20 protein-coding genes are annotated in these 26995 nt (G+C 72.5%); 17 read left to right on the top strand and 3 right to left on the bottom strand.

All coding sequences use genetic code 11. The annotated features are described in order from the left end of the window. Positions 1-59 precede the first annotated feature (59 nt). A complete protein-coding gene (locus ACLHRZ_RS24105; RefSeq protein WP_490420574.1) occupies positions 60-1382 on the top strand; it encodes a polysaccharide deacetylase family protein in 1323 nt (440 codons plus the stop codon). Here ACLHRZ_RS24105 and ACLHRZ_RS24100 read toward each other — a convergent pair. Beyond that, positions 1363-2352 (bottom strand): ATP-binding protein, encoded by a 990-nt coding sequence (locus ACLHRZ_RS24100; protein WP_490420573.1) that lies wholly within the window; start codon positions 2350-2352, stop codon positions 1363-1365. The genes ACLHRZ_RS24105 and ACLHRZ_RS24100 overlap by 20 nt on opposite strands. Positions 2353-2453: 101 nt before the next feature. Here ACLHRZ_RS24100 and ACLHRZ_RS24095 point away from each other — a divergent pair, with 101 nt between their 5' ends. Next, entirely contained in the window at positions 2454-3275 is an 822-nt protein-coding gene (locus ACLHRZ_RS24095; protein WP_490420572.1) for a Fic family protein, read from the top strand. A gap of 279 nt (positions 3276-3554) precedes the next feature. On the opposite strand, the gene ACLHRZ_RS24090 is transcribed toward ACLHRZ_RS24095, so the two are convergent. Further along, the gene (locus ACLHRZ_RS24090) at positions 3555-4454 is read right to left on the bottom strand and encodes an HAD family hydrolase (protein ID WP_490420571.1); all 900 of its coding nucleotides are present in this window, start codon (positions 4452-4454) and stop codon (positions 3555-3557) included. 487 nt (positions 4455-4941) lie between these two features. Between ACLHRZ_RS24090 and ssd the strand changes: the two genes are divergently transcribed. From ssd to ACLHRZ_RS24055, 7 genes are all read left to right on the top strand, one after another. Then, entirely contained in the window at positions 4942-6015 is a 1074-nt protein-coding gene (ssd, locus tag ACLHRZ_RS24085) for a septum site-determining protein Ssd (RefSeq protein WP_490420570.1), read from the top strand. Next, positions 6012-7169 (top strand): TadA family conjugal transfer-associated ATPase, encoded by a 1158-nt coding sequence (locus tag ACLHRZ_RS24080; RefSeq protein ID WP_490420569.1) that lies wholly within the window; start codon positions 6012-6014, stop codon positions 7167-7169. The genes ssd and ACLHRZ_RS24080 overlap by 4 nt, the downstream gene beginning before the upstream one ends. 221 nt (positions 7170-7390) lie before the next feature. Beyond that, positions 7391-8071, top strand: coding sequence for a type II secretion system F family protein (locus ACLHRZ_RS24075; protein ID WP_490420568.1), 681 nt, complete (start codon positions 7391-7393; stop codon positions 8069-8071). A gap of 158 nt (positions 8072-8229) precedes the next feature. Then, positions 8230-8970, top strand: a complete 741-nt coding sequence (locus ACLHRZ_RS24070; RefSeq protein ID WP_490420614.1) for a type II secretion system F family protein — start codon at positions 8230-8232, stop codon at positions 8968-8970. 126 nt (positions 8971-9096) lie between these two features. Continuing rightward, on the top strand, positions 9097-9294 hold the full coding sequence (locus ACLHRZ_RS24065; RefSeq protein ID WP_490420567.1) for a DUF4244 domain-containing protein: 198 nt from the start codon (positions 9097-9099) through the stop codon (positions 9292-9294). Next, a complete protein-coding gene (locus ACLHRZ_RS24060) occupies positions 9281-9625 on the top strand; it encodes a TadE family type IV pilus minor pilin (protein ID WP_490420566.1) in 345 nt (114 codons plus the stop codon). The genes ACLHRZ_RS24065 and ACLHRZ_RS24060 overlap by 14 nt, the downstream gene beginning before the upstream one ends. Positions 9626-9632: 7 nt before the next feature. Further along, positions 9633-9968: an Rv3654c family TadE-like protein gene (locus ACLHRZ_RS24055; protein ID WP_490420565.1), complete on the top strand. Its 336-nt coding sequence runs from the start codon at positions 9633-9635 to the stop codon at positions 9966-9968. A gap of 5 nt (positions 9969-9973) precedes the next feature. Here the strand turns inward: ACLHRZ_RS24055 and ACLHRZ_RS24050 are convergent, their stop codons facing one another. Further along, complete coding sequence (locus ACLHRZ_RS24050) at positions 9974-12469, bottom strand: DEAD/DEAH box helicase (protein ID WP_490420564.1); 2496 nt, start codon at positions 12467-12469, stop codon at positions 9974-9976. A 54-nt stretch (positions 12470-12523) separates the two neighbouring features. Here ACLHRZ_RS24050 and bldG point away from each other — a divergent pair, with 54 nt between their 5' ends. The 8 genes from bldG to ACLHRZ_RS24010 all read left to right on the top strand — a co-directional run bounded on the left by bldG (position 12524) and on the right by ACLHRZ_RS24010 (position 26851). After that, entirely contained in the window at positions 12524-12865 is a 342-nt protein-coding gene (bldG, locus tag ACLHRZ_RS24045; protein WP_490420563.1) for an anti-sigma factor antagonist BldG, read from the top strand. A gap of 173 nt (positions 12866-13038) precedes the next feature. Continuing rightward, the gene (locus tag ACLHRZ_RS24040; RefSeq protein ID WP_490420562.1) at positions 13039-13512 is read left to right on the top strand and encodes an ATP-binding protein; all 474 of its coding nucleotides are present in this window, start codon (positions 13039-13041) and stop codon (positions 13510-13512) included. A 332-nt stretch (positions 13513-13844) separates the two neighbouring features. Continuing rightward, complete coding sequence (locus ACLHRZ_RS24035; protein WP_490420561.1) at positions 13845-16247, top strand: sodium-translocating pyrophosphatase; 2403 nt, start codon at positions 13845-13847, stop codon at positions 16245-16247. Between the two features lie 223 nt (positions 16248-16470). After that, positions 16471-17043, top strand: a complete 573-nt coding sequence (locus ACLHRZ_RS24030; protein WP_490420560.1) for a small secreted protein — start codon at positions 16471-16473, stop codon at positions 17041-17043. Between the two features lie 108 nt (positions 17044-17151). Beyond that, a complete protein-coding gene (locus ACLHRZ_RS24025; protein WP_490420559.1) occupies positions 17152-18681 on the top strand; it encodes a DUF7059 domain-containing protein in 1530 nt (509 codons plus the stop codon). 423 nt (positions 18682-19104) lie between these two features. Then, a complete protein-coding gene (gene topA / locus ACLHRZ_RS24020; RefSeq protein WP_490420558.1) occupies positions 19105-21999 on the top strand; it encodes a type I DNA topoisomerase in 2895 nt (964 codons plus the stop codon). 136 nt (positions 22000-22135) lie between these two features. Next, on the top strand, positions 22136-25561 hold the full coding sequence (gene tmk / locus ACLHRZ_RS24015) for a dTMP kinase (protein ID WP_490420557.1): 3426 nt from the start codon (positions 22136-22138) through the stop codon (positions 25559-25561). A gap of 84 nt (positions 25562-25645) precedes the next feature. Further along, positions 25646-26851: a DNA polymerase III subunit delta' gene (locus ACLHRZ_RS24010; protein WP_490420613.1), complete on the top strand. Its 1206-nt coding sequence runs from the start codon at positions 25646-25648 to the stop codon at positions 26849-26851. Positions 26852-26995 lie beyond the last annotated feature (144 nt).

Below are 26995 nucleotides of genomic sequence, written 5' to 3'. Positions count from 1 at the left end.
CGCCGCGTGACGGGCCGAGCGCCGGATCGGCCGGTCCGGCCGAAGGGTGAGGTGCGCCGATGGCGGCTGCATGGAGATTCGCGCTGGGCGGCCTCGCCGCTCTGGCGCTGGCGACCGGGGCGTCCGGCTGTTCCGGGACAACGCGCGGCGACGCGGGGCCGGACGAGGGGGCAGCCGTGCCGAATGCGGTCGAACGCCCTTCGCGGCTCATCGGCGACGGCTCCACCGCCGAGACCGGCCCCCAGCCCCGGCAGCCGAAGCCTCGTCGCCTCGGACCCGGTGAAAAGCCGCCGCAGTTCGTCGTCTTCTCGTGGGACGGATCCGGCGAGGACGGCCAGAAGCTGTTCTCCCGCTTCCGCGCGGTCGGCAGGAAGTACCACGCGACCATGACGTACTTCCTCAGCGGCGTCTATCTTCTCCCTGCCGACAAAAGGGAGTTGTACGACCCGCCCAGGCACGCCGCCGGCGCGTCCGACATCGGCTTCGGCGACATCAAAGGCGTCAGGGACACCGTCAGGCAGCTCCGCGGCGCCTGGCTGGAGGGCAACGAGATCGGCACACACTTCAACGGTCACTTCTGCGGCTCCGACGGCGGGGTCGGCACCTGGACCACCGAGGAGTGGATGAGCGAGATCCGGCAGGCCGAGTCCTTCGTCAAGAGGTGGAAGACGAACACCGGCCTGCGGGGCGAGCCGCCCCTGCCGTTCGACTACAGCAAGGAACTCGTCGGCGGCCGCGCCCCCTGTCTGGAGGGACAGCACAACCTCATCCCCGCGGCCAGGGCCATGGGCTTCCGCTACGACGCCAGTTCCATCGGCGGTCGGCAGGTCTGGCCCCGGAGGGCCGACGGCATCTGGGACTTCCCGCTCCAGGACATCCCGGTGCCCGGCCAGGACTACGAGACACTGTCGATGGACTACAACTTCCTTGCCAACCAGTCCGGAATCACCAAGGGCGACCCCTCCCTGCGTGACGAGTGGGGCGACCAGATGCGCGGCGGTCTCCTCGCCGGCTTCCACCGGGCCTACCGAGGCAACCGTGCCCCGTTCTTCGTGGGCGACCACTTCGAGTCCTGGAACGGCGGAACGTACATGCACGCCGTGGAGCGCGTCATCAAGACGGTCTGCGGGAAGAAGGGCGTGCGGTGCGTGTCGTTCAAGCAACTCGCCGACTGGCTCGACGTGCAGGACCCCGGAGTGCTGGCGAAGCTGCGCACCCTGGATGTCGGCGAGGCACCGAAGAAGGGATGGGGACGGTTCCTCGGCAACCGGCCTGCCGCTTCGCACGCCTCCGCCCGCAAGGCGTCCGGGAAGGACGCCGGCAAGAGGGACGACTCCGACGAGAAGGCGAGGAGGGCGGGCGTCAGGCGGGCTGCGGAGTAGCCAGGATCCGCTCGTCCAGGACGAAGGACGGATCGACCTGCGCCGCCAGATCGGTACCTGTCCTCGCGTTGCCCCAACTCTGCGCGTTCTTCAGGTGGAAGTGCACCATCTGGCGCGTGTAGCGCTGCCAGTCGCGCTGCTCGTACGTGGCGTCGGCCGCCGCGCGCAGCGTGCCCAGGGCCTGCCGGTTGGCCTCTTCGAGCAGGCCGAAGCGCGGCGGGCGTCCCTTCTCCATGGCCCGGACCCAGTCGGAGTGGCCGAACGTGGTGAGCAGGTCGTCCCCGACCTCCTCACGCAGGAAGTCCACGTCGTCACCGCCCTGCACCTTGTTGCCCACGACCTTCAGGCGGACCCCGAAATCCCGTGCGTACTCCTTGTACTGGCGGTAGACGGAGACGCCCTTGCGCGTGGGCTCGGCGATCAGGAAGGTCATGTCGAAGCGGGTGAACATTCCCGAGGCGAAGGAATCGCTGCCGGCCGTCATGTCGACGACGACGTACTCGCCGGCGCCGTCGACGAGATGGTTCAGATAGAGCTCGACCGCGCCGACCTTGGAGTGGTAGCAGGCGACACCGAGGTCGGACTCGGTGAACGGTCCGGTCGCCATCAGCCGGACCGGAGCGCCCTCGTCCAGCCGTACAGGGCGGGCGCACGCCTCGTACACCGGGTTGTCCTCGCCGATGCGCACCAGCCGGGATCCCTCGCCGGGCGGGGTGGTCTTGATCATGGTGTCGACGGCGATCCGCGGATTCGTGCCCCGCAGATAGGCCTTGATCAAGGGAAGCTGCGCGCCCATTGCGGGCAGCGCGGCGGCATCCGCCTCGTCGAGTCCGAGCGCCGCGCCCAAGTGCTGGTTGATGTCCGCGTCCACGGCGACGGCGGGGGCGTGGGCGGCGGCGAGATGGCGGATGAAGAGCGAGGACAGCGTGGTCTTCCCGCTGCCGCCCTTCCCTACGAAAGCGATCTTCATATTCACCAAGCGTAGGCGCGGGGACGCGCGGTGTGAGAGTCGCGAGTGAAGAAGACCACTCGTTCGAGGGGTGTGAGTCCGAAGTGCGTAGGGTTTTGCCCATGAGTACGACAGCCGACCCGCTCGCCGCCCTGGCTTCGCTGCCCGGCGTTGCCGACTCCGTGGACTCCGTGCGCAAGGCGGTGGACCGGGTGTACGGGCATCGCGTGATGCGCCGCCGCAGCAATGAGATCACCTCCGAAGCGGCGCTGCGCGGTGCGCGCGGCTCCGCGGCCCTGTCCGGCGCGGACTGGGCGCTCGAAGAGGTGCGCCGCCGCTCCGACTTCGGCGGCGAGGGCGAACCGCGCACGGTGGGTGCCGCCCTGCGTCTGACCGCCGAGGCGGGGCAACTGCTCAGCGTGTGGCGGCAGTCGCCGCTGCGCGTGCTGGCCCGGCTGCATCTCGTGGCCGCAGGCGGAGACGCCTCGGACGCGCGGGTGGGGCGGCCCCGGTTCGCCGGGGAGCCCGTCGACGAGCCGCTGATCGGCCTGCCGTTGCCGGATGCGGACGAGGTGTCGGGCCGGCTCGAGGGGCTGGCCGGTCTGCTGATCGCGGGAAGCGAGGCGCCGGCGCTGGTCACGGCGGCCGTGGTGCACGGCGAGTTGCTGGCCCTGCGGCCCTTCGGGTCGTACAACGGCCTGGTGGCCAGGACGGCCGAGCGCATCGTGCTGATCGGCAGCGGGCTGGACCCCAAGGCCGTCTGCCCGGCCGAGGTGGGCCATGCGGAACTGGGGCGCGAGGCCTGTACGACGGCGCTCGAAGGGTACGTGTCCGGAACGCCAGAGGGCGTGGCCGCCTGGATCGCCCACTGTGGACGGGCGGTGGAGCTGGGGGTGCGGGAGAGCACGGCCGTCTGCGAAGCGCTGCAGCGGGGCGCCGCCTGACGGGCTTCCGAAGGGGCGTGCCGTGGTGCGCCTGTGCACAGGGTTGCGGCGGTACCGGTCCTGCACTGGTACCGCCGCTGGCACGTCCGCCGGGTTACCATGCGTGCACGAAATTTGCCCATCAGGTCGGGGACTTCGCCCGTCACCTGGTGCGGCTGGCCCGTAATCGACGGGTCGGCGTCGCGTGGGTGCCCGACGTTCGTGCGCGGTCCGTGGGGCCTTGGTGCGTGAAGGGCGTCCTCCCGGATGTCCCTGGTCTCGCGGGCCGTCAAGTCCTTTCTACTCCTGTCGCCGGAGAAGCGGAAGTCCGGGCCACAGTTCTTTGCTTTTGCTGCCAAATCCAGGCAAAGCGGGCGGGTAGTTGCGGCGGCGGCCGGCGAGCCAGACCAGACCTGCGGTGGCGGCGGCCGCACCGAACGCCGCGGCCATGACCAGCGCTGGTCGCGAAGGCATGGCCAGGGAGGCCACGCGCTGTCTGAGCCGCACGGGCCGGCTGAAGGTGAGGACGGGCCAGTCGCGGGCGACGGCCTCGCGGCGCAGGGCCCGGTCGGGATTGACGGCGTGCGGACGGCCCACCGACTCCAGCATGGGGATGTCCGTCACCGAGTCGCTGTAGGCGTAGCAGCGCGCCAAGTCGTAGCCCTCCGACTCCGCGAGCTCCCTGACGGCCTCGGCCTTGGTGGGCCCATAGGCGTAGTACTCGACCTCCCCGGTGAAGGCGCCGTCCTCCACGACCATGCGCGTGGCGACGACCCGGTCGGCACCCAGCAGCTCGCCGATCGGCTCGACCACCTCGGCGCCCGAGGTGCTGACGATCACGACGTCGCGCCCGGCCGCGTGGTGCTCCTCGATGAGCGAGGCGGCCTCGTCGTAAATGATCGGGTCGATGAGCTCGTGCAGGGTTTCCGCGACGATCTCGCGGACCTGCTGGACATTCCAGCCGCGGCAGAGTCCGGAGAGATACTGGCGCATGCGTTCCATCTGATCGTGGTCGGCACCGCCGGCCAGGAAGACGAACTGTGCATACGCGGTGCGCAGCACGGCACGCCTGTTGATCAAGCCGCCTTGGTAGAAGGACTTGCCGAAGGTGAGCGTGCTCGACTTCGCAATGACCGTCTTGTCCAGATCAAAGAAGGCGGCCGTCCGGGGCAGGGAGTGGTTTTCCACTCCGCCGAGCATAGGGGCCCTCCATTCGGCGTAAGCTGAGGCGTGTGGGTTTGCCTGAGAAGGCTCTCGGGTACACCATGGAAGTCACGGATCGTTCGCGACCGTGTCTAACCCGGTCCGGCTCCTCCCCCCCCGAGTCGGCCGTGGGGACGACCCCCGCTCTCCCCCCCGGCGGGGGTCGTCGCATGTCCGGATGTGTTTCGTCCATCCCCATCGGGCCTTCCTCCCCTCGTGCGGCCGTGTCCGACGGCGCTCCTGCCCCCTTCGTGCTCGTGACGCAGCGTAATCAAACCGCCGCTCTCCGGAAGTCACCGGTATAGGTGAGCGGGATATTCACATCCGCTGAGTTGTCCACAGTTTTTGACCAAGATCCACACGATTTCCCGGTTCGCTGCACGGTGATTCCCCGCGACTTCCGCGATGCCCGCGGATGCGAGAGCGCGTAGTGAGAGGGGAGGGCACCGTGACCGGATCCCATACATCCGATTGGCACGCTTCCATGCCCGGCAGACAGAACGGGCCGCTGATCGTCACGGAGGACGAAGGACTGCTCGACGACCTGCTGCGGCTGTGTGCCGCTGCCGGGGCCGTTCCCGAGGTCGCCCATGGAACGCCCGCGCGCCGGGCGAGTTGGGAATCCTCGCCGCTCGTCCTGGTCGGCGACGACTGCGCCGGCCGGCTCGGCGCCGCCGGCCGGAGGGACGCGGTGGTGCTCGTCGGCAAGGACATGGACGATCCGGGCGTCTGGCAGCGGGCCGTCGGGATCGGCGCCTGCCATGTGGCACTGCTGCCCGACGGCGAGAGATGGCTCGTCGACAGGATCGCCGACGCCGTGGAGGGCGTGGGACGCGCCGCGTTCACGGTGGGGGTCATCGGCGGCAGAGGAGGCGCCGGGGCCAGCACGCTGGCCTGCGCCCTGGCCCTCGCCGCGGCCCGCGCGGGGCTGCGCACCCTGCTGATCGACGGCGATCCGCTGGGCGGTGGGCTCGATGTGCTGCTCGGAGGGGAGAGGGCGGAAGGTCTCCGCTGGCCCGCCTTCGCCGACTCGCGGGGCAGGGTGGCGGGCCAGGCGCTGGAGGAGGCGCTGCCCGAGATGCACGCCCTGCGGGTGCTGAGCTGGGACCGGGGCGACTGCACCGTGGTGCCGCCCGACGCGATGCGGGCCGTGCTCGCCGCGGCCCGGCGGCGCGGTGGGGTCGTGGTCGTGGATCTGCCGCGCCGATTGGACGACGCCGCCCTCGCCGCCCTCGAACAGCTCGATGTGGGGCTGGTCGTGGTGCCCGCGGAGCTGCGTGCCGTCGCGGCGGCCCGGAGCGTGGCGGCGACGGTGGGCATGGTGCTGGACGACCTCCGGGTCGTGGCCCGTGGCCCGTTCGGATCCGGACTCGACGGGGACGAGATCGCGCGACTGGTCGGCCTGCGCCTGGCCGGTGAACTGCCGCCCGAGCCCGGCCTGTCGCAGGCCCTGGTCTCCGGCAGACCTCCCGGCGGCAGCACGCGAGGTCCGCTGGCCCGCTTCTCCGCGCGGTTCTGGGACGCGGTGCAGATCGGCGACGGAGGTGTGCCGGTATGAAGGGCGCCCTGCTGGACGCCGTACGGCTGCGGCTGGCGGAGAGCGGGCTGGAGCCCACCCCCGCCCGGGTCGCGGAAGCCCTGCGGAGCGAGGGACGGCTGCTCGGCGATGCCGAAGTGCTCGGTGCCGCGGCCCGGTTGCGCTCCGAGCTGACCGGTGCCGGCCCGCTGGAACCCCTCCTCGCCGACCCCGACGTGACCGATGTGCTGGTCACCGCCCCCGACCGGGTGTGGGTGGACCGCGGAGCAGGACTGGAACGGACCGGGGTGGCGTTCCCCGATGCGGCGGCGGTGCGCAGGCTCGCGCAGCGCCTCGCCGCCATCGCCGGGCGCCGCCTGGACGACGCCCGGCCCTGGGTGGACGCCCGCCTGCCCGACGGCACCCGGCTGCACGCCGTGCTGCCACCGGTGGCCGTCGGATCGACCTGCCTGTCGCTGCGCGTCGTCCGGCCCCGCGCCTTCTCCTTGGACGAGTTGGTGGCTGCGGGGACGGTTCCGCCTGGCGGACAGCGGCTGCTGCAAGCCGTGTTGGCCGCCCGGCTGTCGTTCGTGATCAGCGGGGGCACGGGCAGTGGGAAGACCACGTTGCTGTCCACTTTGCTCGGGCTGGTTGCGCCGGACGAACGCATCGTGCTCACGGAGGACTCGGCCGAGCTGCGCCCGGACCACCCTCATGTGGTCCGCCTGGAGAGTCGGCCGGCGAACCAGGAGGGCACCGGTCTGGTCACCTTGCGGGATTTGGTGCGCCAGGCGCTGCGGATGCGCCCGGACCGCCTGGTCGTCGGCGAGGTGCGCGGCGCCGAAGTGCTGGACCTTCTGGCCGCGCTCAACACCGGCCACGAAGGAGGATGCGGGACGGTGCATGCGAACGCCGCTTCCGACGTACCCGCGCGGCTGGAGGCGCTGGGTTCGACCGCGGGGCTCGACCGGGCAGCGCTGCACAGCCAGTTGGCGGCCGCGCTGTCGGTGGTGATCCACCTGGCCCGAGACCGCCGTGGGCGCAGACGGATCGCGGAGGTGCACGTGCTCGACCGGGACCGGAACGGCTTCGTGACGACCGTCCCTGCAGCCGTATGGGGTCGTGCAGAGTTCGAACGGGGGCCGGGATGGCCCCGGTTGGCGGAGTTGTGCGAGCGCGGTGGGGGTGCGCCATGACCGCCCCCGTGGTGTCGCCGCAGGCCGTGTCCTGGTGCGCAGCGTTGCTCTGCGCGGCAGCGGCTGCCGGAGCCCTGTCGCGGCCGGGCCGGGAAGTGCGCCGTGCCAGGCTCCTCTTCGCGAGCTGCGGCACGGCCGGATCGCAGGGGCCCGCCCCGTGGCCGTGGCTTCGTGAAGGGGAAAGGCGTCTGCGCAGGGCCTGGCGGGAAAGGCGCGAGTGGGTGTGCCTGCCGCTCGGCTGCCTGGTGGCCCTGCTGGGGCATTCGGTGCTCCCGCTGTTGGCCGGGGTGTTGGCGGTGTCCCTGGTGCGGAGGTGGCTCGCCGCCCGCGCCCGGCAGCGTGAACGGGAGGCGCGGGAAGCCGCGGTGATCGATCTGTGCGGGAGCGTCGCGGGCGACCTGCGGGCCGGAAGGCAGCCCGGCGAGGCCGTGGCGGAGGCCGACTGCGAGGATCTCGGGCCGGGTTGGGCTGCAGTGCCCGCGGCCGCGAGGTTCGGCGGGGACGTCCCGGGGGCTCTGCGCAAGGCCGGGAGCGGTCCGGGGGCGCAGGGGCTGCACGGTGTGGCGGCCTGCTGGCGGGTCGCGGTGGACGGGGGAGCAGGGCTCGCCTCCGGGCTGGAGCGGGTGGCTGCGGCCCTCGCTGCCGAACGGGACCAGAGGGAGGAGCTCCGGGCCCAGTTGGCGGGCACGAGATCGACCGCGGTGATGCTCGCCGTCCTCCCGGTGCTCGCCCTCTTCATGGGGGCGGCGCTCGGGGCGGCCCCGCTGCGGGTGCTGTTGCACACCCCGGCCGGGCTCGGCTGCCTGGTGCTCGGAGGGTTGCTGGAGTGGGCGGGGCTCGTGTGGACGGGGCGGATCGTCCGGTCCGCCGGCGGGGAGGCCGGGGGAGGTGGTCGCTCGTGATCGGCACAGGCGTGATCAGCGGAGACGTGATCGGTAGAGGCGCGATCAGCAGAGGCGTGAGCAACGAGGACGCGATCGGTGAAGTCGTCCGCAGCCTGGGGCCGGCTGCCCCGCTTGCAGTCCTGTTTCTGTGCGCTGCAGTTGCGATTCTGCTGGCCATGGCCGCGGTCGGGGCCGCCGTGCTGGTGAACGAGGTCCGCGGCAGGCGTGCAGTGCGGTGCCGGGCGGCATCGCTGTGGGGAGACGGCCGCCGGTCAAGTGCCGTTGCCCGCTTGCGGGTCCGGGCCCGGCGGGCGGCTACCGGTGACGGGCTTCTCGCAGCGGGTGCGGGAGTTGTCGTGCTCGCCCTCGTCGGGGGTGCTGCCGGGTGTGTGTCGGGCGTCGCTGCGTCGTACGGCGTGTGGCGGTGGCGGATGAAGGCGCGGCGGTCGGCCGGGCATGAGGTGTCGGCTGAGGATATCGCGCGGCAACTTCCCCTCGCAGCTGATCTCTTGGCAGCTTGCCTCGCCGCCGGTGCCGGGCCTCGCGAAGCCGCAGAGGCCGTCGGGGCGTCCTTGGGCGGCCCGGTGGGTGAACGGCTCGCCCAAGCGGCCGCGGAAGTACGGCTGGGCGGGGATCCGGCGGTGGCCTGGGGGCGGTTGGGGAGCCTTCCCGGTGCCGGAGGGCTGGCGCGCTGCCTGGAGCGCGCCCAGGCGACGGGCGTGCCCGCCGTGGAGCCCATGTCGCGACTGGCCGCCCAATTGCGTGCAGCCCGGACCCGCGAGGCCGGCATACGCGCCCGCCGGGCGGGCGTCCTGGCCACGGCGCCACTGGGGCTGTGCTTCCTCCCCGCCTTCCTGACAGTCGGCGTGGTGCCCGTGGTGTACGGGCTGGCCGGCGGGCTCATGAAGGGGAGTTGACGCGGGATCCCGGAGAGCGGCCGGAAATGGATCGACCAAGTACGGATCAGGACAGGCAAGAAGACAAACGGATCAGGACAGACGAGAAACACAAGACGAGCAAGAACAAACAAGGAGGACGCAGTCATGGTGATGTCGTGGTGGTCACGGCGCTGGGCACGGATGAAGGAGGCGGCCGAGGCAGGCATGACCACGGCCGAGTACGCCGTGGGAACGCTGGCAGCGTGTGCGCTGGCGGCGGTGCTCTACAAGGTGGTGACGAGCGGAGCGGTCAGCTCCGCCCTGCAGTCGCTGATCGGCAAGGCGCTCCATGCGCCGTTCTGACGGTGGTTACGTGACGGCGGAGGCCGCCGTGGTACTGCCGACCCTGGTGCTGTTCGGCATGACGCTGCTCTGGGGGCTGATGGCCGCCGCCGCGCACATCGAGTGCGTGGATGCGGCCAGGGCGGGGGCCAGGTCCGCGGCCCGGTCCGACCCGCCGTCCGTGGCCGTCGCGGCGGCCAGGTCGGCCGCACCGGCGGGGGCCCGTATCGGGGTGGAGCGCCGGGGCGATCTGGTGCGGGTCCGGGTCGAGGCCCGGGCGGCCGGTCCCGGTCCGCTGGCGGTCCGGGTGAGCGGGGAGGCGGTGGCTCTTGCGGAGGAGACGGTTCGGTGACCGGGGCATGGCCTCGATCTGGTTGGCGGTCGCCGCGACGGCGTTCTGCGTGGTCCTCGCCGCGGTGCTGGCGATGGGCCAGGCGGTGGTCGCCCGCCACCGTGCAGGCGGGGCGGCGGACTTGGCCGCGCTCGCGGCGGCGGATCACGCCCTGCTCGGCAAGGACGTGGCCTGCGGTCTCGCCCGCAAGGTCGCGGCCGCCCAGCAGGCGGCGGTGGTGCGGTGCGCCGTCGTCGGAGAGTTCGCCGAGGTGGCGGCCGAGGCCCGGGCGGGGCCGTACCGGGTGCGGGTCCGCTCCCGTGCGGGGCCGCCGGAGGCGGAGGGCCCGGCCTATGCCGGTTGATCCGCCTACCCCGGCTGATCCGGTGCCGGCGGCGGTGGGGGCGGAGTGCCCTCGCCGCCGTCCTCCGCCGGTGCGTCCGCCAGGAGGCGGGTGAGCAGCCGGATGGCGGCCCGCTTGTCCAACGGGTCGTTGCCGTTGCCGCACTTGGGGGACTGGATGCAGGACGGACAGCCCGTGTCGCACTCGCAGGAGGCGATCGCCTCGCGGGTGGCGGTGAGCCAGCGTGCGGCGGTGCGGAAGGCGCGTTCGGCGAAGCCGGCGCCGCCCGGGTGGCCGTCGTAGACGAAGACGGTCGGCAGGAGCGTGTCGGGGTGGAGGGGGACGGAGACGCCGCCGATGTCCCAGCGGTCGCAGGTGGCGAAGAGGGGGAGCATGCCGATGGAGGCGTGTTCCGCGGCGTGCAGGGCCCCGCCGAGGGCCTCGGGGTGGATGCGGGCCTCGTCGAGCTGGTCCTCGGTGACGGTCCACCACACGGCGCGGGTGCGCAGGGTGCGGGGCGGCAGGTCCAGTTTGGACTCGCCGAGGACCTCGCCGGTGATGAGTTTGCGGCGGAGGAAGGAGACGACCTGGTTGGTGACCTCGACGGAGCCGAAGCACAGCCGTGCGTCCCCCCAGGGGATCTCGGTGGTGGTCTCCAGGACGGAGACGGCCGTGGTGTCGCGGGCGGTCGTCGAGTAGGGCGGATCGGCCTGCTCGACCAGGGCGACGGACTCCTCCAGGTCGAGGTGGCGCACGAGGTAGGTGCGGCCCTGGTGGAGGTGGACGGCGCCCTCGTGGACGGTGGTGTGGGCGGCCGACGCGTCCACCGTGCCCAGCAGCCGTCCCGTGCCCTCCTCCACGATCTGGACGGGGCGGCCGCCCTCGCCCCGGATGTCGGTGAGGTCGGCGGCGCGTTCGCGGCGTGTCCAGTGCCAGGCGGCGGCGCGGCGGCGGAGCAGTTTGCGGGATTCCAGCTGAGAGAGGAGGTTGTGGGTCTCGGGGCCGAAGAGTGACAGGTCGGCCTCGGTGAGCGGCAGTTCGGCGGCCGCGGCGCACAGGTGCGGGGCCAGGACGTAGGGGTTGTCCGGGTCCAGCACGGTGGACTCCACGGGCTGCCGGAAGAGCGCCTCGGGGTGGTGGACGAGGTAGGTGTCCAGGGGGTCGTCCCGGGCGACCAGGACGGCGAGGGCGCCCCGGCCCGTCCGGCCCGCGCGGCCGGCCTGCTGCCAGAGGGAGGCGCGGGTGCCGGGGTAGCCGCAGAGGAGCACGGCGTCGAGGCCGGCGACGTCGACGCCCAGTTCCAGGGCGGAGGTGGCGGAGAGCCCCAGCAGCTCGCCGGTGTGCAGGGAGCGCTCGATGGCCCGGCGCTCCTCGGGGAGGTAGCCGCCGCGGTAGGCGGCGACGCGGGAGGGGAGGGAGCGGTCCACGGCGGCCAGGCGTTCCTGGGCGATCAGGGAGACGAGCTCGGCGCCGCGCCGGGAGCGGACGAAGGCGACCGTGCGGACGCCCTGGACGGCGAGGTCGGTCAGCAGGTCGGCGGTCTCGGCGGTGGCGGTGCGGCGGACGGGGGCGTCCCGTTCGCCGTGGAGCTCGGTGAGCGGGGGCTCCCACAGGGCGAAGACGAGCTCGCCGCGCGGGGAGGCGTCCTCGGTGATTCCGGTGACCGGCACGCCGGTGAGCCGGGCCGCCGCCGTGGCGGGGTCGGAGGCGGTGGCGGAGGCGAGCAGGAAGACGGGGTCGGAGCCGTAGCGGGCGCAGACGCGCCGCAGCCGGCGGAGCACCTGGGCCACGTGCGAGCCGAAGACGCCGCGGTAGGTGTGGCACTCGTCGACGACGACGTAGCGCAGGGCGCGCAGGAAGGAGGCCCATCTGGGGTGGGAGGGCAGGATCGAGCGGTGGAGCATGTCCGGGTTGGTGAGCGCGTAATTGGCGTACTGGCGCACCCATTCGCGTTCCTCGACCGGCGTGTCCCCGTCGTAGACGGCGGCCCGGACGCCCTTGCCCAGGGGCGCGGCGAGATCGCGTACGGCGCGACGCTGGTCGGCTGCGAGCGCCTTGGTGGGGGCGAGGTAGAGCGCGGTGGTGCCCCGGCCGTTGGGGGCCTCCGAGCCGTCCAGCAGGGTGCTGAGGACGGGAGCGAGGTAGGCGAGGGACTTGCCGGAGGCGGTTCCGGTGGCCACGACGACCGACTCGCCGCGCAGGGCGTGCTCCGCCGTGCGCGCCTGATGGGCCCAGGGACGCTCGATGCCGGCGGCCCGGATGGCGTCGATCACCTCCGGCCGGATCTTCTCGGGCCAGGGGGCATGACGTCCGGGACGAGGGGGCAAGTGCTCCGTATGAGTGATGCGTGCAGCCCGGCCTGCCCCGGCGGTGAGTCGGTCGAGGACCGTCCGGGGAGCGGGATGTACGCCCGCCTCCGGCGGGAGTTGATCGTTGGCCATCGACACCGAGTGTGTCACCGGCGTGACGGACAATGGTGCCAAGGCGTCGTGCACGCCTGCCGGTAAGTGATTGAATGCCATCGCGGCTGCCGATCCATGGGGGGCGACCGCTCGATGCAAGGTGCTGGAGGATCCGTGGACCTGTCCCTGTCGACCGAGACCGTAGGCGACCGTACGGTTGTCCGGGTCGGTGGCGAGATTGATGTGTACACCGCGCCCAAGCTGCGTGAGCAGCTGGTCGAGCTGGTCAACGACGGTAGCTATCACCTCGTCGTGGACATGGAGGGTGTCGACTTCCTCGACTCCACCGGGCTCGGCGTCCTGGTCGGCGGCCTGAAGCGGGTGCGTGCCCATGAGGGCTCGCTGCGGCTGGTCTGCAACCAGGAGCGCATTCTCAAGATTTTCCGTATCACCGGCCTGACCAAGGTGTTCCCGATCCACACCTCGGTCCAGGACGCGGTGCAGGCGACCGACTGACGACCCTGCGGTCTGCCGGCGGCCCGGTGACCGCCGGCGGCCGGGGCGGCCGTCCGCGGCCGCCCGACGACCCAGTTGCGCCGGGGGTTCCGGACCGGCAGGTCCGGGTCCCCCCGCGAGTCAGCCCTGTTCCCGGAGAAGGAAAGAGGGCACGTACCACCGAGGGGGATGGCATGGCCACCGTCGAACTGCTCTTCAGTGCCCTTCCCGAGCATGTCCGGACCGCCAGGCTCGTGGCGGCCGCGGTGGCGCGCCGGGCCGGGGTCGACGAGGCCGTGCTGGACGAGGTGCGGCTCGCCGTCGGTGAGGCGTGCTCGCGCGCGGTCGGGCTGCACGTCAGCCATGGGATCGCGAGCCCGGTCCGGGTGGTGCTGATCGAGGACGAGAAGAAGTTCTCGATCGAGGTCGCGGACGATGCGCCGCACGTGGTGGTGGTCGAGGCCACGGCTGCCGCGCGGGCCGGTTCCGCGGGCGCCGGCTCCGGGACGGCGGTTCCCGCCGTGGAGGAGAGCGGCGCCGAGGGCGAGGACGACATGGGCCTCGCCGTGATCAGCGGTCTGGTGGACGACGTCGAGGTGTCGGCCGACGAGACGGGCGGTCATATCCGGATGAGCTGGCCGACGACTCCGGCGCCCGCGCTGTCCTAGTCCGGCGTCGTAGTCCGGCCTCGTCCTTCTGCAGGCGTCCCGCCTCCCGCCTCCGTCGTATCCGGGCTTTCCGGGTGTTGACGAGGGAGAACAGGTGTGGAGGGGAGCGGATTTTCGCCCTCCCCCCGATCCCCCGCGGCCCTTCGGCCCGTCCCGCGGCGCAGCCCGGAGGGCCGGTCCTGTACAGGCTCATTCCGTTTGCCGCGCTCTGTTTTGATCTCGCCATGCTCCCTACAATCCGTGCATCTTGAGCTCAGGACGCCTGAGCGTGGCGGCTGTTCCGCGGTCGCGGGCCGGCTGCGCGCCCATGTGCCAAACGTCAAGGAGGACGAATGGCGGGGCACTTCACCCCTGAACAGGTGGACTTTCATCGGAATCTGGCTCAGAACCTCGCGGTCGAACTGACCCGCGGCAACCGCACCCTGGTGATGGTGATCGCCGCAGTGGCGCTCGCGGCACTGGTGGTGGCGGTGGTGCTGGTGCGGCAGGTGCTCGCCGCAGACGAGGGCACCGACGGCATGAAGAGAATCGCCGCGGCGGTACAGGAGGGCGCCAACGCCTACCTCGCCCGGCAGTTGCGCACCCTCGGCTTCTTCGCCGTGGCCGTGTTCTTCCTGCTCATGCTGCTTCCGGCCGACAACTGGACGCAGCGCTGGGGCCGTTCGGCCTTCTTCCTGGTGGGCGCGCTGTTCTCCGCGTCCACCGGCTACATCGGCATGTGGCTCGCGGTGCGCAGCAATGTCAGGGTGGCCGCTGCCGCGCGTGCGGCGACGCCCGCCGAGGGCGAGCCAGCACGGGACCTGACGGTGGTGTCCCACCGCGCCATGAAGATCGCGTTCCGTACGGGCGGGGTCGTCGGGATGTTCACCGTCGGCCTGGGCCTGCTGGGCGCCTCCTGCGTGGTGCTGGTGTACGCGGCCGACGCCCCCAAGGTGCTGGAGGGCTTCGGCTTCGGCGCGGCGCTGCTGGCCATGTTCATGCGGGTCGGCGGCGGCATCTTCACCAAGGCCGCGGATGTCGGGGCCGACCTCGTCGGCAAGGTCGAGCAGGGCATCCCCGAGGACGACCCCCGCAACGCCGCCACCATCGCGGACAACGTGGGCGACAACGTGGGCGACTGCGCGGGCATGGCGGCCGACCTCTTCGAGTCGTACGCCGTGACCCTCGTCGCCGCGCTCATCCTCGGCAAGGCCGCCTTCGGCAACAGCGGTCTCGCCTTCCCGCTCCTCGTCCCCGCCATCGGTGTCCTCACCGCCATGGCCGGCATCTTCGCGGTGGCCCCGCGCCGTGCCGACCGCAGCGGGATGACCGCGATCAACCGCGGCTTCTTCATCTCGGCCGTCATCTCGCTGGCTCTCGTCGCCGTGGCCGTCTACTCCTACCTCCCGTCCAGCTACGCGGACTTGACGGGTCTGGGCGACGAGACCATCCGCAACCACTCCGGCGACCCGCGCGTGCTCGCGCTCGTCGCGGTCGCGATCGGCATCGTGCTCGCGGCGCTGATCCAGCAGCTCACCGGCTACTTCACCGAGACCAGCAGGCGCCCGGTCAGGGACATCGGCAGGACGTCGCTGACCGGTCCCGCCACGGTCGTCCTCGCCGGCATCTCGGTCGGCCTGGAGTCGGCGGTCTACTCGGCCGTGCTGATCGCGCTGAGCGTGTACGGGGCGTTCCTGCTGGGCGGCACCTCGATCATGCTGGCGCTGTTCGCCGTCGCGCTCGCCGGCACGGGGCTGCTGACGACCGTGGGCGTCATCGTCGCCATGGACACCTTCGGGCCGGTCTCCGACAACGCGCAGGGCATCGCCGAGATGTCGGGCGAGGTCGAGGGCGCGGGCGCGCAGGTGCTCACCGACCTCGACGCCGTCGGCAACACCACCAAGGCGATCACCAAGGGCATCGCCATCGCCACGGCGGTGCTGGCCGCTTCGGCGTTGTTCGGTTCGTACCGCGACGCCATCGCGACGGCCGTCGACGACGTGCAGGCCGACACCAGCGCGCTGGGGCTGAACCTGGACATCTCGCAGCCCAACAACCTCGTCGGGCTCGTGCTCGGCGCGGCGGTCGTCTTCCTCTTCTCCGGGCTCGCCATCAACGCCGTGTCCCGGTCGGCCGGTTCGGTGGTCTACGAGGTGCGGCGGCAGTTCCGCGAGCACCCCGGGATCATGAACTTCAGCGAGAAGCCGGAGTACGGGCGGGTGGTGGACATCTGCACCAAGGACGCCCTGCGGGAGCTGGCCACGCCCGGACTGCTCGCCGTCATGGCCCCCATCGCCGTCGGCTTCTCGCTCGGGGTCGGCGCACTCGGCGCGTACCTGGCGGGGGCGATCGGCACGGGCACCCTGATGGCGGTCTTCCTGGCCAACTCCGGCGGCGCGTGGGACAACGCCAAGAAGCTGGTCGAGGACGGCCACCACGGCGGCAAGGGCAGCGAGGCCCATGCCGCGACGGTCATCGGCGACACCGTCGGCGACCCGTTCAAGGACACGGCGGGTCCTGCGATCAACCCGCTGCTGAAGGTGATGAACCTCGTGGCGCTGCTGATCGCCCCGGCGGTGGTGAAGTTCACCTACGGGGCCGACGCCAGCAAGGGCCTGCGGGCCGGTGTCGCGGTGCTGGCCATCGTCGTCATCGTCGTCGCGGTGTACATCTCCAAGCGGCGCGGTGTGGCCGTGGGCGACGACGGGAACGCCGAGCCGGCGAAGACGCCCGTGGATCCGGCGGTGGTGTCCTAAGGGCGGATCAGGAACGACAGGAGCCGGCGGATACGGGCGGGCGGAGCGCCTCGGCAGCGCTCCGGCCGCCCGTCTGCATGCTCTCGGGTTGCGGTGCGGCGAACACCACGAACATCGTGGTGCAAACAGCAGCAAAACGGTGCCAACCGCACCCTCGGCTCGGAGCCCCTCCAGGCGGGACGTGTAAGTTCCGGGGCCGAGAGCCATCGAAGGGACCAATCCGGTGAACAAGAAGCTTGCGGCTGCACTGTCCGGCGGGGCGGCACTCGTGCTGGCGCTGACCGGCTGCAGCAGCGACAACGGCGGCAACAAGAAACTCGACGACTGGGCGAAGACCGCCTGCAGCGGCATCGGCCCCCAGGTGAAGAAGATCCAGGACGCCAACACCGCCATCGGCTCGGTCGCCAACGAGACCGACCCGAAGAAGACACAGCAGACCGACTCGACGGCCTTCCAGACGAACGTGGACGCGTACAAGGCGCTCGCCAACGCCGTGCAGAGCGCAGGTGCTCCGCCCGTCAAGGACGGCGAGACCAATCAGAAGAACGCGGTCAAGGCTCTCAACGACCTCTCGGGTGCGTACGCCGGGCTGAAGAAGCGGGTGGACGGTCTGGACACCGGCGACCAGGGCAAGTTCTCGGAGAGCCTGAACGGCATCGCCGGGGACATCGGCAAGCTCGGCGGCAAGAGCGACGACGCGCTCAAGACCCTGCTGTCCGGTGACGTCGGCAAGGCGATGGCCAAGCAGCCCGGCTGCCAGAAGACCTCGGTCTCGCCGTCGGCGAGCAAGAAGTGAACGTGAAGTGAGCATGAAGTAGCGCCGCCCGGGCCGGGGTTGGGGCATCCCGCCGCCACCCCGCTCCGGGTTTCGCCTTTTGTCGGTGGTGCCCGCGACAATGGGTCCGTGAGTACGCACCTGCCCACCGCCGACCGCACGCGCACCGCCCGGCTGCGCGACGCCCTGCTGGCCGCCTCCTTCACCGCCGACGGCCTCCTCGACCTGCTCGGAGCCCCCGCCTACGCCGCGCTCGCCCGCAGCGAAACCGTCCCCGCCCTGCGCGCCACCCGCGGGGACGGCCCGCTGGAGACGCTGGTCCGGCTCTTCCTCCTGCAGCGCACGGTCGCCTACGGGCAGGCCGCCGCGGCCCTTCCCGTGGACGACTGCCTCGCCGACGGCTGGCTGGTCCGCGAGGACGGCGACCTCGTACGGGCGACGGTCGACGTGCGCTCGTACGGCGGTCCCGAGGGGCAGGACTGGTGGATCGTCTCCGACCTCGGCTGCGCCGTCGGCGGCGCGGGCGGCATCGCCGGAGGCACCGGGGGACCGGAGGGCGTGGAGCGCTCCGAGCTCGTCCTCGGAGTCGGCGGTGCGTCCACCACGCTCGCCGGCATCACGGTGCGCACGCCCGTCGCGAGCGCCCTCGACCTCGGCACGGGCTCCGGCATCCAGGCGCTGCACGCCTCCCAGCACGCCACCCGGGTCACCGCCACCGACCTCAACCCCCGCGCCCTGCACATCGCGCGGCTCACGCTGGCGCTGTCCGGCGCCCCCGAGGCGGATCTGCGCCAGGGGTCCCTCTTCGAGCCGGTCGCCGGCGAGACGTTCGACCTGATCGTCTCCAACCCGCCGTTCGTCATCTCCCCCGGCGCCCGCCTCACCTACCGCGACGGCGGCATGGGCGGGGACGACCTGTGCCGCACCCTCGTTCAGCAGGCCGCCGACCGGCTCAACGACGGCGGTTACTGCCAGTTGCTCGCCAACTGGCAGCACGTGGAGGGCGAGGACTGGCGCGAGCGGCTGGCGTCCTGGGTGCCGCGCGGCTGCGACGCATGGATCGTCCAGCGCGAGGTGCAGGACGTCGCGCAGTACGCCGAGCTGTGGCTGCGGGACGCCGGCGACCACCGCGCCGCGCCGCAGGAGTACGCGGCCCGCTACGACGCCTGGCTGGAGGAGTTCGAGGCCCGGAAGACCAAGGGCATCGGATTTGGCTGGATCACGTTGCGCAAAACGGGTGCCGAGCAGCCGTCCGTGATCGCCGAGGAGTGGCCGCACCCCGTCGAGCAGCCCCTGGGCGACGCCGTGCGGGCGCACTTCGAGCGGCAGGACTTCCTGCGCTCGCACGACGACGCGGCCCTGCTCGCCACCCGCTTCCGGCTGGCCCCGGAGGTCGTGCAGGAGCAGGTCGGGCTGCCGGGCGCGGAGGATCCGGAGCACGTGGTGCTCCGGCAGAACCGCGGTATGCGGCGGGCCACCAAGGTGGACACGGTCGGCGCGGGCTTCGCCGGCGTGTGCGACGGATCACTCGGCGCCGGCCGCATCCTCGACGCCATCGCCCAGCTGCTCGGCGAGGACCCGGTGCTGCTGCGGGACCGGACGCCCGAGGCCATCCGGCTGCTCGTCGAGCAGGGATTCCTGACGCCGCTGGAGGGCTGAGGCGGGAGTGCCGCGACGGACGGGACGGGCGGATGGAGGGGTCGCGTTCACGTCATGTTTGCGTGTCCGGCGCGCGGCGGGGCGGGGAGGCTGCCGGAGCGGGCGGGGGCGCGCGGCCGCCCGCGGGCATCCGCCCGGGCCGGTGCGAGCCCCCGGGCAAGGACGCCGGCCCCTGCCGCGAAACGCCACACGCACCCCACCGGGCACTGCCGCCGCACCCCTTCCCACCAGCCACGACGTGGCGGCGATGGCACCGTCACACCCGTCGAGTGACGGTCCGGGCGGCAGACAGGACGCTTGTCGGGTTACCGTTCGAGTGGCGTTGCGGGCTTTTTCCGTTTGACACGGGGGCGGGATGTACCGTCACACTCCGCAGCGTCACCGCAACGCCCATACCGAGTGTCGACCGGAAGAAGAGCGAAGTTGTCCCCGACCAGCGAGACCGCACAGGGCGGCCGCCGACTCGTCATCGTCGAGTCGCCTGCCAAGGCGAAGACGATCAAGGGCTACCTCGGCCCCGGATACGTCGTCGAGGCGAGCGTCGGGCACATCCGTGACCTGCCGAACGGGGCCGCCGAGGTTCCGGCGAAGTACAAGGGTGAGCCCTGGGCCCGCCTGGGTGTGAACGTCGATGCCGACTTCCAGCCCATCTACGTCGTCAACACGGACAAGAAGGACCAGGTCAAGAAGCTCAAGGACCTGCTGTCCGAGTCCGACGAGCTCTTCCTCGCCACCGATGAGGACCGCGAGGGCGAGGCCATCGCCTGGCACCTCCAGGAGGTGCTCAAGCCCAAGGTCCCGGTCCGCCGGATGGTCTTCCACGAGATCACCAAGGACGCGATCCAGGCCGCCGTCGCCAACCCGCGCGAGCTCAACAAGAAGCTGGTCGACGCCCAGGAGACCCGCCGCATCCTCGACCGTCTCTACGGCTACGAGGTCTCGCCGGTCCTGTGGAAGAAGGTCATGCCGCGGCTGTCGGCCGGCCGTGTGCAGTCCGTCGCCACCCGCCTCGTCGTCGAGCGTGAGCGCGAGCGCATCGCCTTCCGCTCCGCCGAGTACTGGGACCTCACCGGCACCTTTTCCCCCACTCTCGGCTTCGCTCGAGCGGGGGGACCCCCATCCGGCCGCGGCGGCGACGCCAGCGACCCCGGCACCTTCGCCGCGCGGCTGAGCGCGGTCGACGGCCGGCGCGTCGCGCAGGGCCGTGACTTCGGCTCGAACGGGCAGCTCAAGGATTCCGCGCAGGTCCTGCACCTGGACGAGGCCAACGCCCGCGCGCTGGCCGCCGCCCTCGCGGACACCTCCTTCGCGGTGCGCTCGGTCGAGTCCAAGCCGTACCGCCGCTCCCCGTACGCCCCGTTCCGCACCACCACGCTGCAGCAGGAGGCCTCGCGCAAGCTGGGCTTCGGTGCCAAAGCGACGATGCAGGTGGCCCAGAAGCTGTACGAGAACGGCTTCATCACCTATATGCGTACGGACTCCACGACGCTCTCCGACACGGCCGTCACCGCCGCCCGGACGCAGGTCACCCAGCTCTACGGGGCCGACTACCTGCCGGAGAAGCCGCGGACCTACGCGGGCAAGGTCAAGAACGCCCAGGAGGCGCACGAGGCCATCCGTCCTTCGGGTGATCGTTTCCGCACCCCCGCGGAGACCGGGCTGACCGGTGACCAGTTCCGGCTCTACGAGCTGATCTGGAAGCGGACCGTCGCCTCCCAGATGAAGGACGCGACCGGCAACTCCGTCACCGTCAAGATCGCCGGCCGGTCGGCCGACGGCCGGGACGCCGAGTTCAGCGCGTCCGGCAAGACCATCACCTTCCACGGCTTCATGAAGGCCTACGTGGAGGGCGCCGACGACCCGAACGCCGAGCTGGACGACCGCGAGCGCCGGCTGCCGCAGGTCACCGAGGGCGACGCGCTGACGGCCGAGGAGATCGCCGCCGACGGCCACGCCACCAAGCCCCCGGCCCGCTACACCGAGGCCTCGCTGGTCAAGGAGCTGGAGGAGCGGGAGATCGGCCGCCCGTCGACGTACGCGTCGATCATCGGCACCATCCTCGACCGCGGCTACGTCTTCAAGAAGGGCACCGCGCTCGTCCCGTCCTTCCTCTCCTTCGCCGTCGTCAACCTGCTGGAGAAGCACTTCGGCCGACTCGTCGACTACGACTTCACCGCCTCCATGGAGGAGGACCTCGACCGCATCGCCCGCGGCGAGGCCCAGGCCGTGCCGTGGCTGCGCCGCTTCTACTTCGGCGAGGGCCCCGAGGGCGGCGCCGCCGACGCCGGCAACGGCGACGGCGACCACCTCGGCGGGCTGAAGGAGCTGGTCACCGACCTGGGCGCGATCGACGCCCGCGAGGTGTCCTCGTTCCCCGTCGGCAGCGGCATCGTGCTGCGCGTCGGCCGCTACGGCCCGTACGTGGAGCGCGGCGAGAAGGACTCCGAGGGCCACCAGCGGGCGGACGTGCCCGGCGACCTGGCGCCCGACGAGCTGACCGTCGAGTACGCGGAGGAGCTGCTCGCCAAGCCGAGCGGCGACTTCGAGCTGGGCCGGGACCCGGAGTCGGGCCACCAGATCGTCGCCAAGGACGGCCGCTACGGCCCGTACGTCACCGAGATCCTCCCCGAGGGCACGCCGAAGACCGGCAAGAACGCGGTCAAGCCGCGTACCGCGTCGCTGTTCAAGTCGATGTCGCTCGACACGGTGACGCTCGAGGACGCGCTGCGGCTGATGTCCCTCCCGCGGGTGGTCGGCGCCGACGCCGAGGGCGTGGAGATCACCGCGCAGAACGGCCGCTACGGCCCGTACCTGAAGAAGGGCACGGACTCGCGGTCGCTGGAGACCGAGGACCAGCTCTTCGGCATCACGCTGGAGGAGGCCCTGGCGATCTACGCGCAGCCCAAGCAGCGCGGGCGCGCCGCGGCCAAGCCGCCGCTGAAGGAGCTGGGCACCGACCCGGTCAGCGAGCGTCCCGTGGTGGTCAAGGACGGCCGCTTCGGTCCGTACGTGACCGACGGCGAGACGAACGCGACCCTGCGGCGCGACGACGACGTGGAGACGATCACGCCGGAGCGCGGTTACGAGCTGCTGGCCGAGAAGCGCGCCAAGGGCCCGGCCAAGAAGACCGCCAAGAAGGCGGCCGCGAAGAAGACCACCACGGCCAAGAAGGCCCCGGCGAAGAAGACCGCGGCCAAGAAGACGGCCGCGAAGAAGACGACGACCAAGGCGGCTGCCGCCAAGAAGACGGCGGCGAAGAAGACCACGGCCGCCGCGAAGAAGGCGGCGGCGGAGCCGGCGTCGGCTTCCGCGGAGTAGTCCGGGTGAGGGCGGTGACCGTGGGCCGGTCACCGCCCTCGTGCACAAGCCGTCCCGTGGGACGCCCTGTGTGATGTTCGCTCAGGCGTTCGTTCGCGGACGGCGGCGATTCGGGCACTCCGGATAGGCTGGCAGGATGACGCGAGCCGAGCAGCCAACACAGGTCGACCCCGTATCCCGGGCGCTGGCCGAGGACTCCCGCGAGCGTGCCCTGCGATCCCTGCTGCGCATCCCCGCGCTCAGGAAGCTGTGGTCCGCCCAGTCCGCAGGCAGCACCGGAGACGCCCTTGCCGTTCTGGTGCTCATGCTGCTGTCGCTCCAGGCGGCCGTCGAGACGGGTGCGCTGGGCGGCGGCTACCGCGGTGCAGCGCTCGCCCTCGCCGCCGTCGTCGGCGCGCGGCTGCTCGCGACGCTGCTCTCCGGCGCGGTCCTGCTCGGGCCGCTGTCCTCGCTCCTGGCGCCGGACGGCCCGCTCGACCGCCGCTGGACCATGATCGGCGCGGACGGGGTGCGGTTCGCACTGCTCGCCGTCGCGCCCACCTGGATCGACTGGACCGGCGACCGGGCGCTCGCCTGGCTGCTGGCCACCGCCTTCGTGATCGGCGTCGCCGAGCGGGTGTGGACCGTGGCCAAGGACGGCGCGGCCCCCGTGCTGCTCCCCATGCCGCCGCCCGGCGGCGCGGCCGTCCGCCCGCTGCCGGACCACCTCGACGCGCTGCGCCGGCTGTCGCTCCGTACGACCTTCCTCGCGCTGCCCGCCGCCGCGGCCGCGCTCGTCGTCGTCACGCTCCTCGAGAACCTGCTCGGCTCCGGCATCGACTGGTTCCACCTGCACCAGCCGGCCCTCGCCTGCTACCTCGCGGCCGGGCTCTTCGGGGCTTCCGCGGGCGTCCTGTACTCCCTCGAACTGCCCACCGCGCAGGGCGTCCGCGCGCACTCCCCGCTGGAGGGGCTGCGCCGGCCCCGGAAGGGCTCCGGCCAGAGCGCCGACACGGGCCGCACCGGTGCGGTGCCCGTGCTCGTGCTGGCCTGCGCGGCCATTGCGGGTGCGGTGGCCGCGGCCGTCGGCGTCGCCGCGCTCCAGGCGGCCGACCTCGGCGGCGGCCCGGTGGGCTTCGGGCTGCTCGTCCTCGCGCTCAGTGGCGGGCCCGTCCTCGGGATCCGCTCCGCCCGGCGCATCCTGCCCGGCTTCTCCCGGCGCAGGCTGCTGGTGCTCGCGCTGGCCCTGATGGGCGTGGCGCTGCTGGCGGCCGGCCTGGTGCCGGACCCGACGACCGTGCTGCTGCTCCTGCTGTTCGCGGGGTTCTGCGCGGGCATCGTCGCGAACACCGGGCACGCCCAGCTCGACCAGGAGACCGAGGAGGACCGCCGGGCCCGGACGACCGAACACCTGCACGCGGTCGTCCGCGTCGCCGTCGCCGTGGGCGCCGTAGCGGCGCCGCTGCTGGCCGCCGTCATCGGGCCGCACCGCATCGAGCGCGGCAGCTTCGTGTTCGCGCACGGCGGTGCGGCGTTCACGCTGATGCTCGTGGGCGCCCTGCTGCTGCCGGTCGCCGCCGTCGTCCTCGGCAAGACCGACGACCGGCACGGCGTACCGTTCCGGCGCGACCTGATGGAGGTGCTGCGCGGCGGCGACCCCGAGCAGGCCCCGTCGAGGACCGGCTTCTTCATCGCCTTCGAGGGCGGTGACGGCGCCGGCAAGTCCACGCAGGTCCAGGCCGTCGCGGACTGGATCCGCGCCAAGGGCCACGAGGTCGTCGTCACGCGCGAGCCGGGCGCGACGGCCGTCGGCAAGCGGCTGCGGGCGATCCTGCTCGACGTCGCGTCGGCCGGCCTGTCCGACCGGGCCGAGGCCCTGCTGTACGCGGCCGACCGCGCTGAGCACGTCGCCTCCGTCGTCCGTCCGGCGCTGGAGCGCGGCGCGGTCGTCATCTCCGACCGTTACATCGACTCGTCGGTGGCGTACCAGGGCGCCGGGCGCGACCTCGCGCCCACCGAGATCGCCCGGATCTCGCGCTGGGCCACGGACGGCCTCGTTCCGCACCTGACGGTGCTGCTCGACGTCTCGCCCGAGACTGCGCGCGAACGTTTCACCGAGGCGCCCGACCGGCTGGAGTCCGAGCCGGCCGAGTTCCACCAGCGCGTCCGGACCGGGTTCCTGACCCTGGCCGCCGCCGACCCCGCGCGCTACCTCGTCGTGGACGCGGGCCAGGAGCCGGAGGCCGTCTCCACGGTCGTGCGGCACCGGCTCGACCAGCTGCTCCCGCTCTCCGAGGCCGAGGTCAAGGCCCAGGAGGAGGCGCGGAAGGCGGCCGAGGAGGAGGCGCGGCGCAAGGCCGAGGAGGAGGCCCGGCGCAAGGCGGAGGAAGCTGCCCGCAAGGCCGAGGAGGAGCGGCTGGAGCGCGAGCGCCAGGCGCAGCTCGCCAAGGAGCGCGCCGAGGCCGAGGAGCGGCAGCGCCGCGAGCGCGAGGAGGCGGCGCGGCTCGAGGCCGAGCGCCTGGCCGCGGAGGCCGCCCGCAAGGCGGAGGAGGAGCGCAGGCGCCGCGAGGCGGAGGAGCGCGCCCACGCCGCGGAGCAGGAGCGCCTGCGCAAGCAGGCGGCGGAGGAGGCCAGGCTGCGCGCCGAGGCCGAGGAGCGCCGCCTGGAGAAGCAGCGCAGGGCCGAGGAGGCGCTGCTGCGCGCGGAGCGCGCGCGGCTGGCGGAGGAGGCCGGGGCGGTCGCCGATGCGGATGCGCCCGTGGGCGACGCGCCGACCGTGGAGACCCGGGCGCCGGGTGCGCACTCGCACGAGAAGCCTGAGGTGCGTGATGCGGATGAGACGCGGCAGTTGCGCGTGCCGTCCGAGGACGAGGTGACGGTGGAGACGCCGGCGCCGGGCGGTGCTGCCGATGCGCCCACCGTGGAGCCCCGGACCACCGCTGCCGACGCTGTTGCCGATGCGGATGCGACGCGGGTGCTCCCGAAGACCGTCGGTGCACCGGCGGCGGAGGAGACGCGGAAGCTTCCGACGGCCGCGGACGCGCCGACGGTGGAGACTCCGCACGGCGCCGTCGACGCCCCCACCGTCGAGACGCCCGCCCCCGCCGCCGGGCCGGGTGCCGCGGAGACCGCGCAGGCGCCCGTCGCGCACAAGCACGACCCGAACACCGCGCTCTCCGGCGCCGAGGACGAGACCGCCGTCCTGCCGCCGGTGCGGCCCGTGGTGGCCCAGCCGGTGCAGCAGCAGCGTGTCACCTGGGGCATGCAGTCCCAGCAGCAGCAGCCGCAGCAGCCGACGCAGCCGCGGACGCGGGCGCCCGAGCGGCCGGAGGACCCGGCCGAGCGCGTGCCGTCCTGGCTGTTCCGGCCGGAGGACGAGGACCGGCGCGAGCCAGCCGCCCCGGCCGCGGACCCGGACAGTGAGCGCACCCGCGAGCTGCCGCCAGTCGACGCCGATGGGCAGCAGTCCGGCCGCTCGTCGCGCCGCCGGCCGGAGTGGGCGGACGGCCGTTCCCTCGCGGACGACCTGCTCGGCCCGCGGGACGAGAAGGACGACGACGGGCGCCGCCGCGGCCGTCGCTGACGCTCCGTGACGGGTGGCGACCCCGCGTTGTCAGTGCCGTGACCCACAATGGGAAACCGCAAGGACGACAGCGCGGAGGAAGCCATGGCGGTGTGGGACGACCTGGTCGGCCAGGACCGGGTGACGGAGCAGCTCGCTGCTGCCGCGCGCGATGCGGACGCGCTGGTCACGGCGGACAGGGCGGCCTCGCCGGCCGCCTCGAAGATGACGCATGCGTGGCTGTTCACGGGCCCGCCCGGTTCCGGGCGGGCCACCGCCGCCCGCGCGTTCGCGGCCGCGCTGCAGTGCGTCAGCCCGGACCGCGCGCTGGGCGGCGCGCCGGGCTGCGGCTTCTGCGAGGGCTGCCACACCACCCTCGTGGGGACGCACGCCGATGTCGAGGTCGTCCGTACGGACCTGTTGTCCATCGGCGTCAAGGAGACGCGCGACCTCGTGCGCCGCGCCCAGCTGTCGCCCGCCAGCGGCCGCTGGCAGGTGATCGTGCTGGAGGACGCCGACCGGCTCACCGAGGGCGCGGGCAACGTCCTGCTGAAGGCCGTGGAGGAGCCCGCCCCGCGGACGGTCTGGCTGCTCTGTGCGCCGTCCCTGGAGGACGTGCTGCCGACGATCCGCTCCCGCTGCCGCTCCCTCACGCTGCGCACGCCGTCCGTGGCGGCGGTCGCCGACGTCCTGGCCCGCCGTGACGGCATCGATCCCGCGCTCGCCGCCCAGGCGGCCCGCGCCACGCAGGGGCACATCGGCCGGGCCCGCCGCCTGGCCACCGACGAGCGTGCCCGCACCCGCCGCGAGGCCGTGCTCCGGCTGCCGCTCCGCGTCGACGACATGGGCGGCTGCCTCAAAGCGGCGCAGGAGCTGATCGACGCGGCGGCTGAGGACGCCAAGCAGGTGGCCGAGGAGGTCGACACGAAGGAGACCGAGGAGCTGCGCGCCGCGCTCGGCGCCGCGGCCGGCACCGGCGGCCGTCTTCCGCGCGGCACCGCGGGCGCGATGAAGGAGCTGCAGGACCGTCAGAAGCGCCGCGCGACGCGCACCCAGCGCGACAGCCTGGACCTCGCCCTCACCGACCTGACCGGTTTCTACCGCGACGTCCTTGCGATACAGCTGGGTTCGCGGACGGAGCTCGCCAACGCCGACGCGCGCGATTCCCTGGAGCGGATCGCCCGCGCCTCGGGTCCGGAGCCGACGTTGCGCCGGATCGAGGCGATCCTGGACTGCCGCCGCGCGCTCGACCGGAACGTGGCCCCGCTGCTGGCGGTCGAGGCGATGACGGTGGCGCTGCGGGCCGGCTGATCCCGTGGTGCCCGAGGGGAGGGTGAGTAGTACGAGGAGGAGTGGGCACACCGCAGGTTGGGTGATTCCTCACTCGTACGAGGCCGAGTGAGCTTCAAGGCTGGCCAACTCCGGTATCCGTCCGGATACGCTCCGTATGCGCGC

This window comes from Streptomyces sp. AM25 (assembly GCF_058146165.1).
The sequence above is the reverse complement of the archived record's forward strand: the minus strand, read 5'-3'. Positions and strand labels throughout refer to the sequence as shown.

What these genes read in the sequence shown, in the direction of transcription:
- ssd (WP_490420570.1), top strand. Translation starts at nt 4,942, where the DNA reads ATGCCCGGCAGACAGAACGGGCCGCTGATCGTCACGGAGGACGAAGGA.
- ACLHRZ_RS24050 (WP_490420564.1), bottom strand. Translation starts at nt 12,469, where the DNA reads ATGGCATTCAATCACTTACCGGCAGGCGTGCACGACGCCTTGGCACCA.
- ACLHRZ_RS24065 (WP_490420567.1), top strand. Translation starts at nt 9,097, where the DNA reads ATGGTGATGTCGTGGTGGTCACGGCGCTGGGCACGGATGAAGGAGGCG.
- ACLHRZ_RS24080 (WP_490420569.1), top strand. Translation starts at nt 6,012, where the DNA reads ATGAAGGGCGCCCTGCTGGACGCCGTACGGCTGCGGCTGGCGGAGAGC.
- ACLHRZ_RS24090 (WP_490420571.1), bottom strand. Translation starts at nt 4,454, where the DNA reads ATGCTCGGCGGAGTGGAAAACCACTCCCTGCCCCGGACGGCCGCCTTC.
- ACLHRZ_RS24105 (WP_490420574.1), top strand. Translation starts at nt 60, where the DNA reads ATGGCGGCTGCATGGAGATTCGCGCTGGGCGGCCTCGCCGCTCTGGCG.
- ACLHRZ_RS24055 (WP_490420565.1), top strand. Translation starts at nt 9,633, where the DNA reads ATGGCCTCGATCTGGTTGGCGGTCGCCGCGACGGCGTTCTGCGTGGTC.
- tmk (WP_490420557.1), top strand. Translation starts at nt 22,136, where the DNA reads ATGACGCGAGCCGAGCAGCCAACACAGGTCGACCCCGTATCCCGGGCG.
- ACLHRZ_RS24060 (WP_490420566.1), top strand. Translation starts at nt 9,281, where the DNA reads ATGCGCCGTTCTGACGGTGGTTACGTGACGGCGGAGGCCGCCGTGGTA.
- ACLHRZ_RS24095 (WP_490420572.1), top strand. Translation starts at nt 2,454, where the DNA reads ATGAGTACGACAGCCGACCCGCTCGCCGCCCTGGCTTCGCTGCCCGGC.
- ACLHRZ_RS24010 (WP_490420613.1), top strand. Translation starts at nt 25,646, where the DNA reads ATGGCGGTGTGGGACGACCTGGTCGGCCAGGACCGGGTGACGGAGCAG.
- ACLHRZ_RS24040 (WP_490420562.1), top strand. Translation starts at nt 13,039, where the DNA reads ATGGCCACCGTCGAACTGCTCTTCAGTGCCCTTCCCGAGCATGTCCGG.
- ACLHRZ_RS24035 (WP_490420561.1), top strand. Translation starts at nt 13,845, where the DNA reads ATGGCGGGGCACTTCACCCCTGAACAGGTGGACTTTCATCGGAATCTG.
- ACLHRZ_RS24100 (WP_490420573.1), bottom strand. Translation starts at nt 2,352, where the DNA reads ATGAAGATCGCTTTCGTAGGGAAGGGCGGCAGCGGGAAGACCACGCTG.
- ACLHRZ_RS24070 (WP_490420614.1), top strand. Translation starts at nt 8,230, where the DNA reads ATGGCCGCGGTCGGGGCCGCCGTGCTGGTGAACGAGGTCCGCGGCAGG.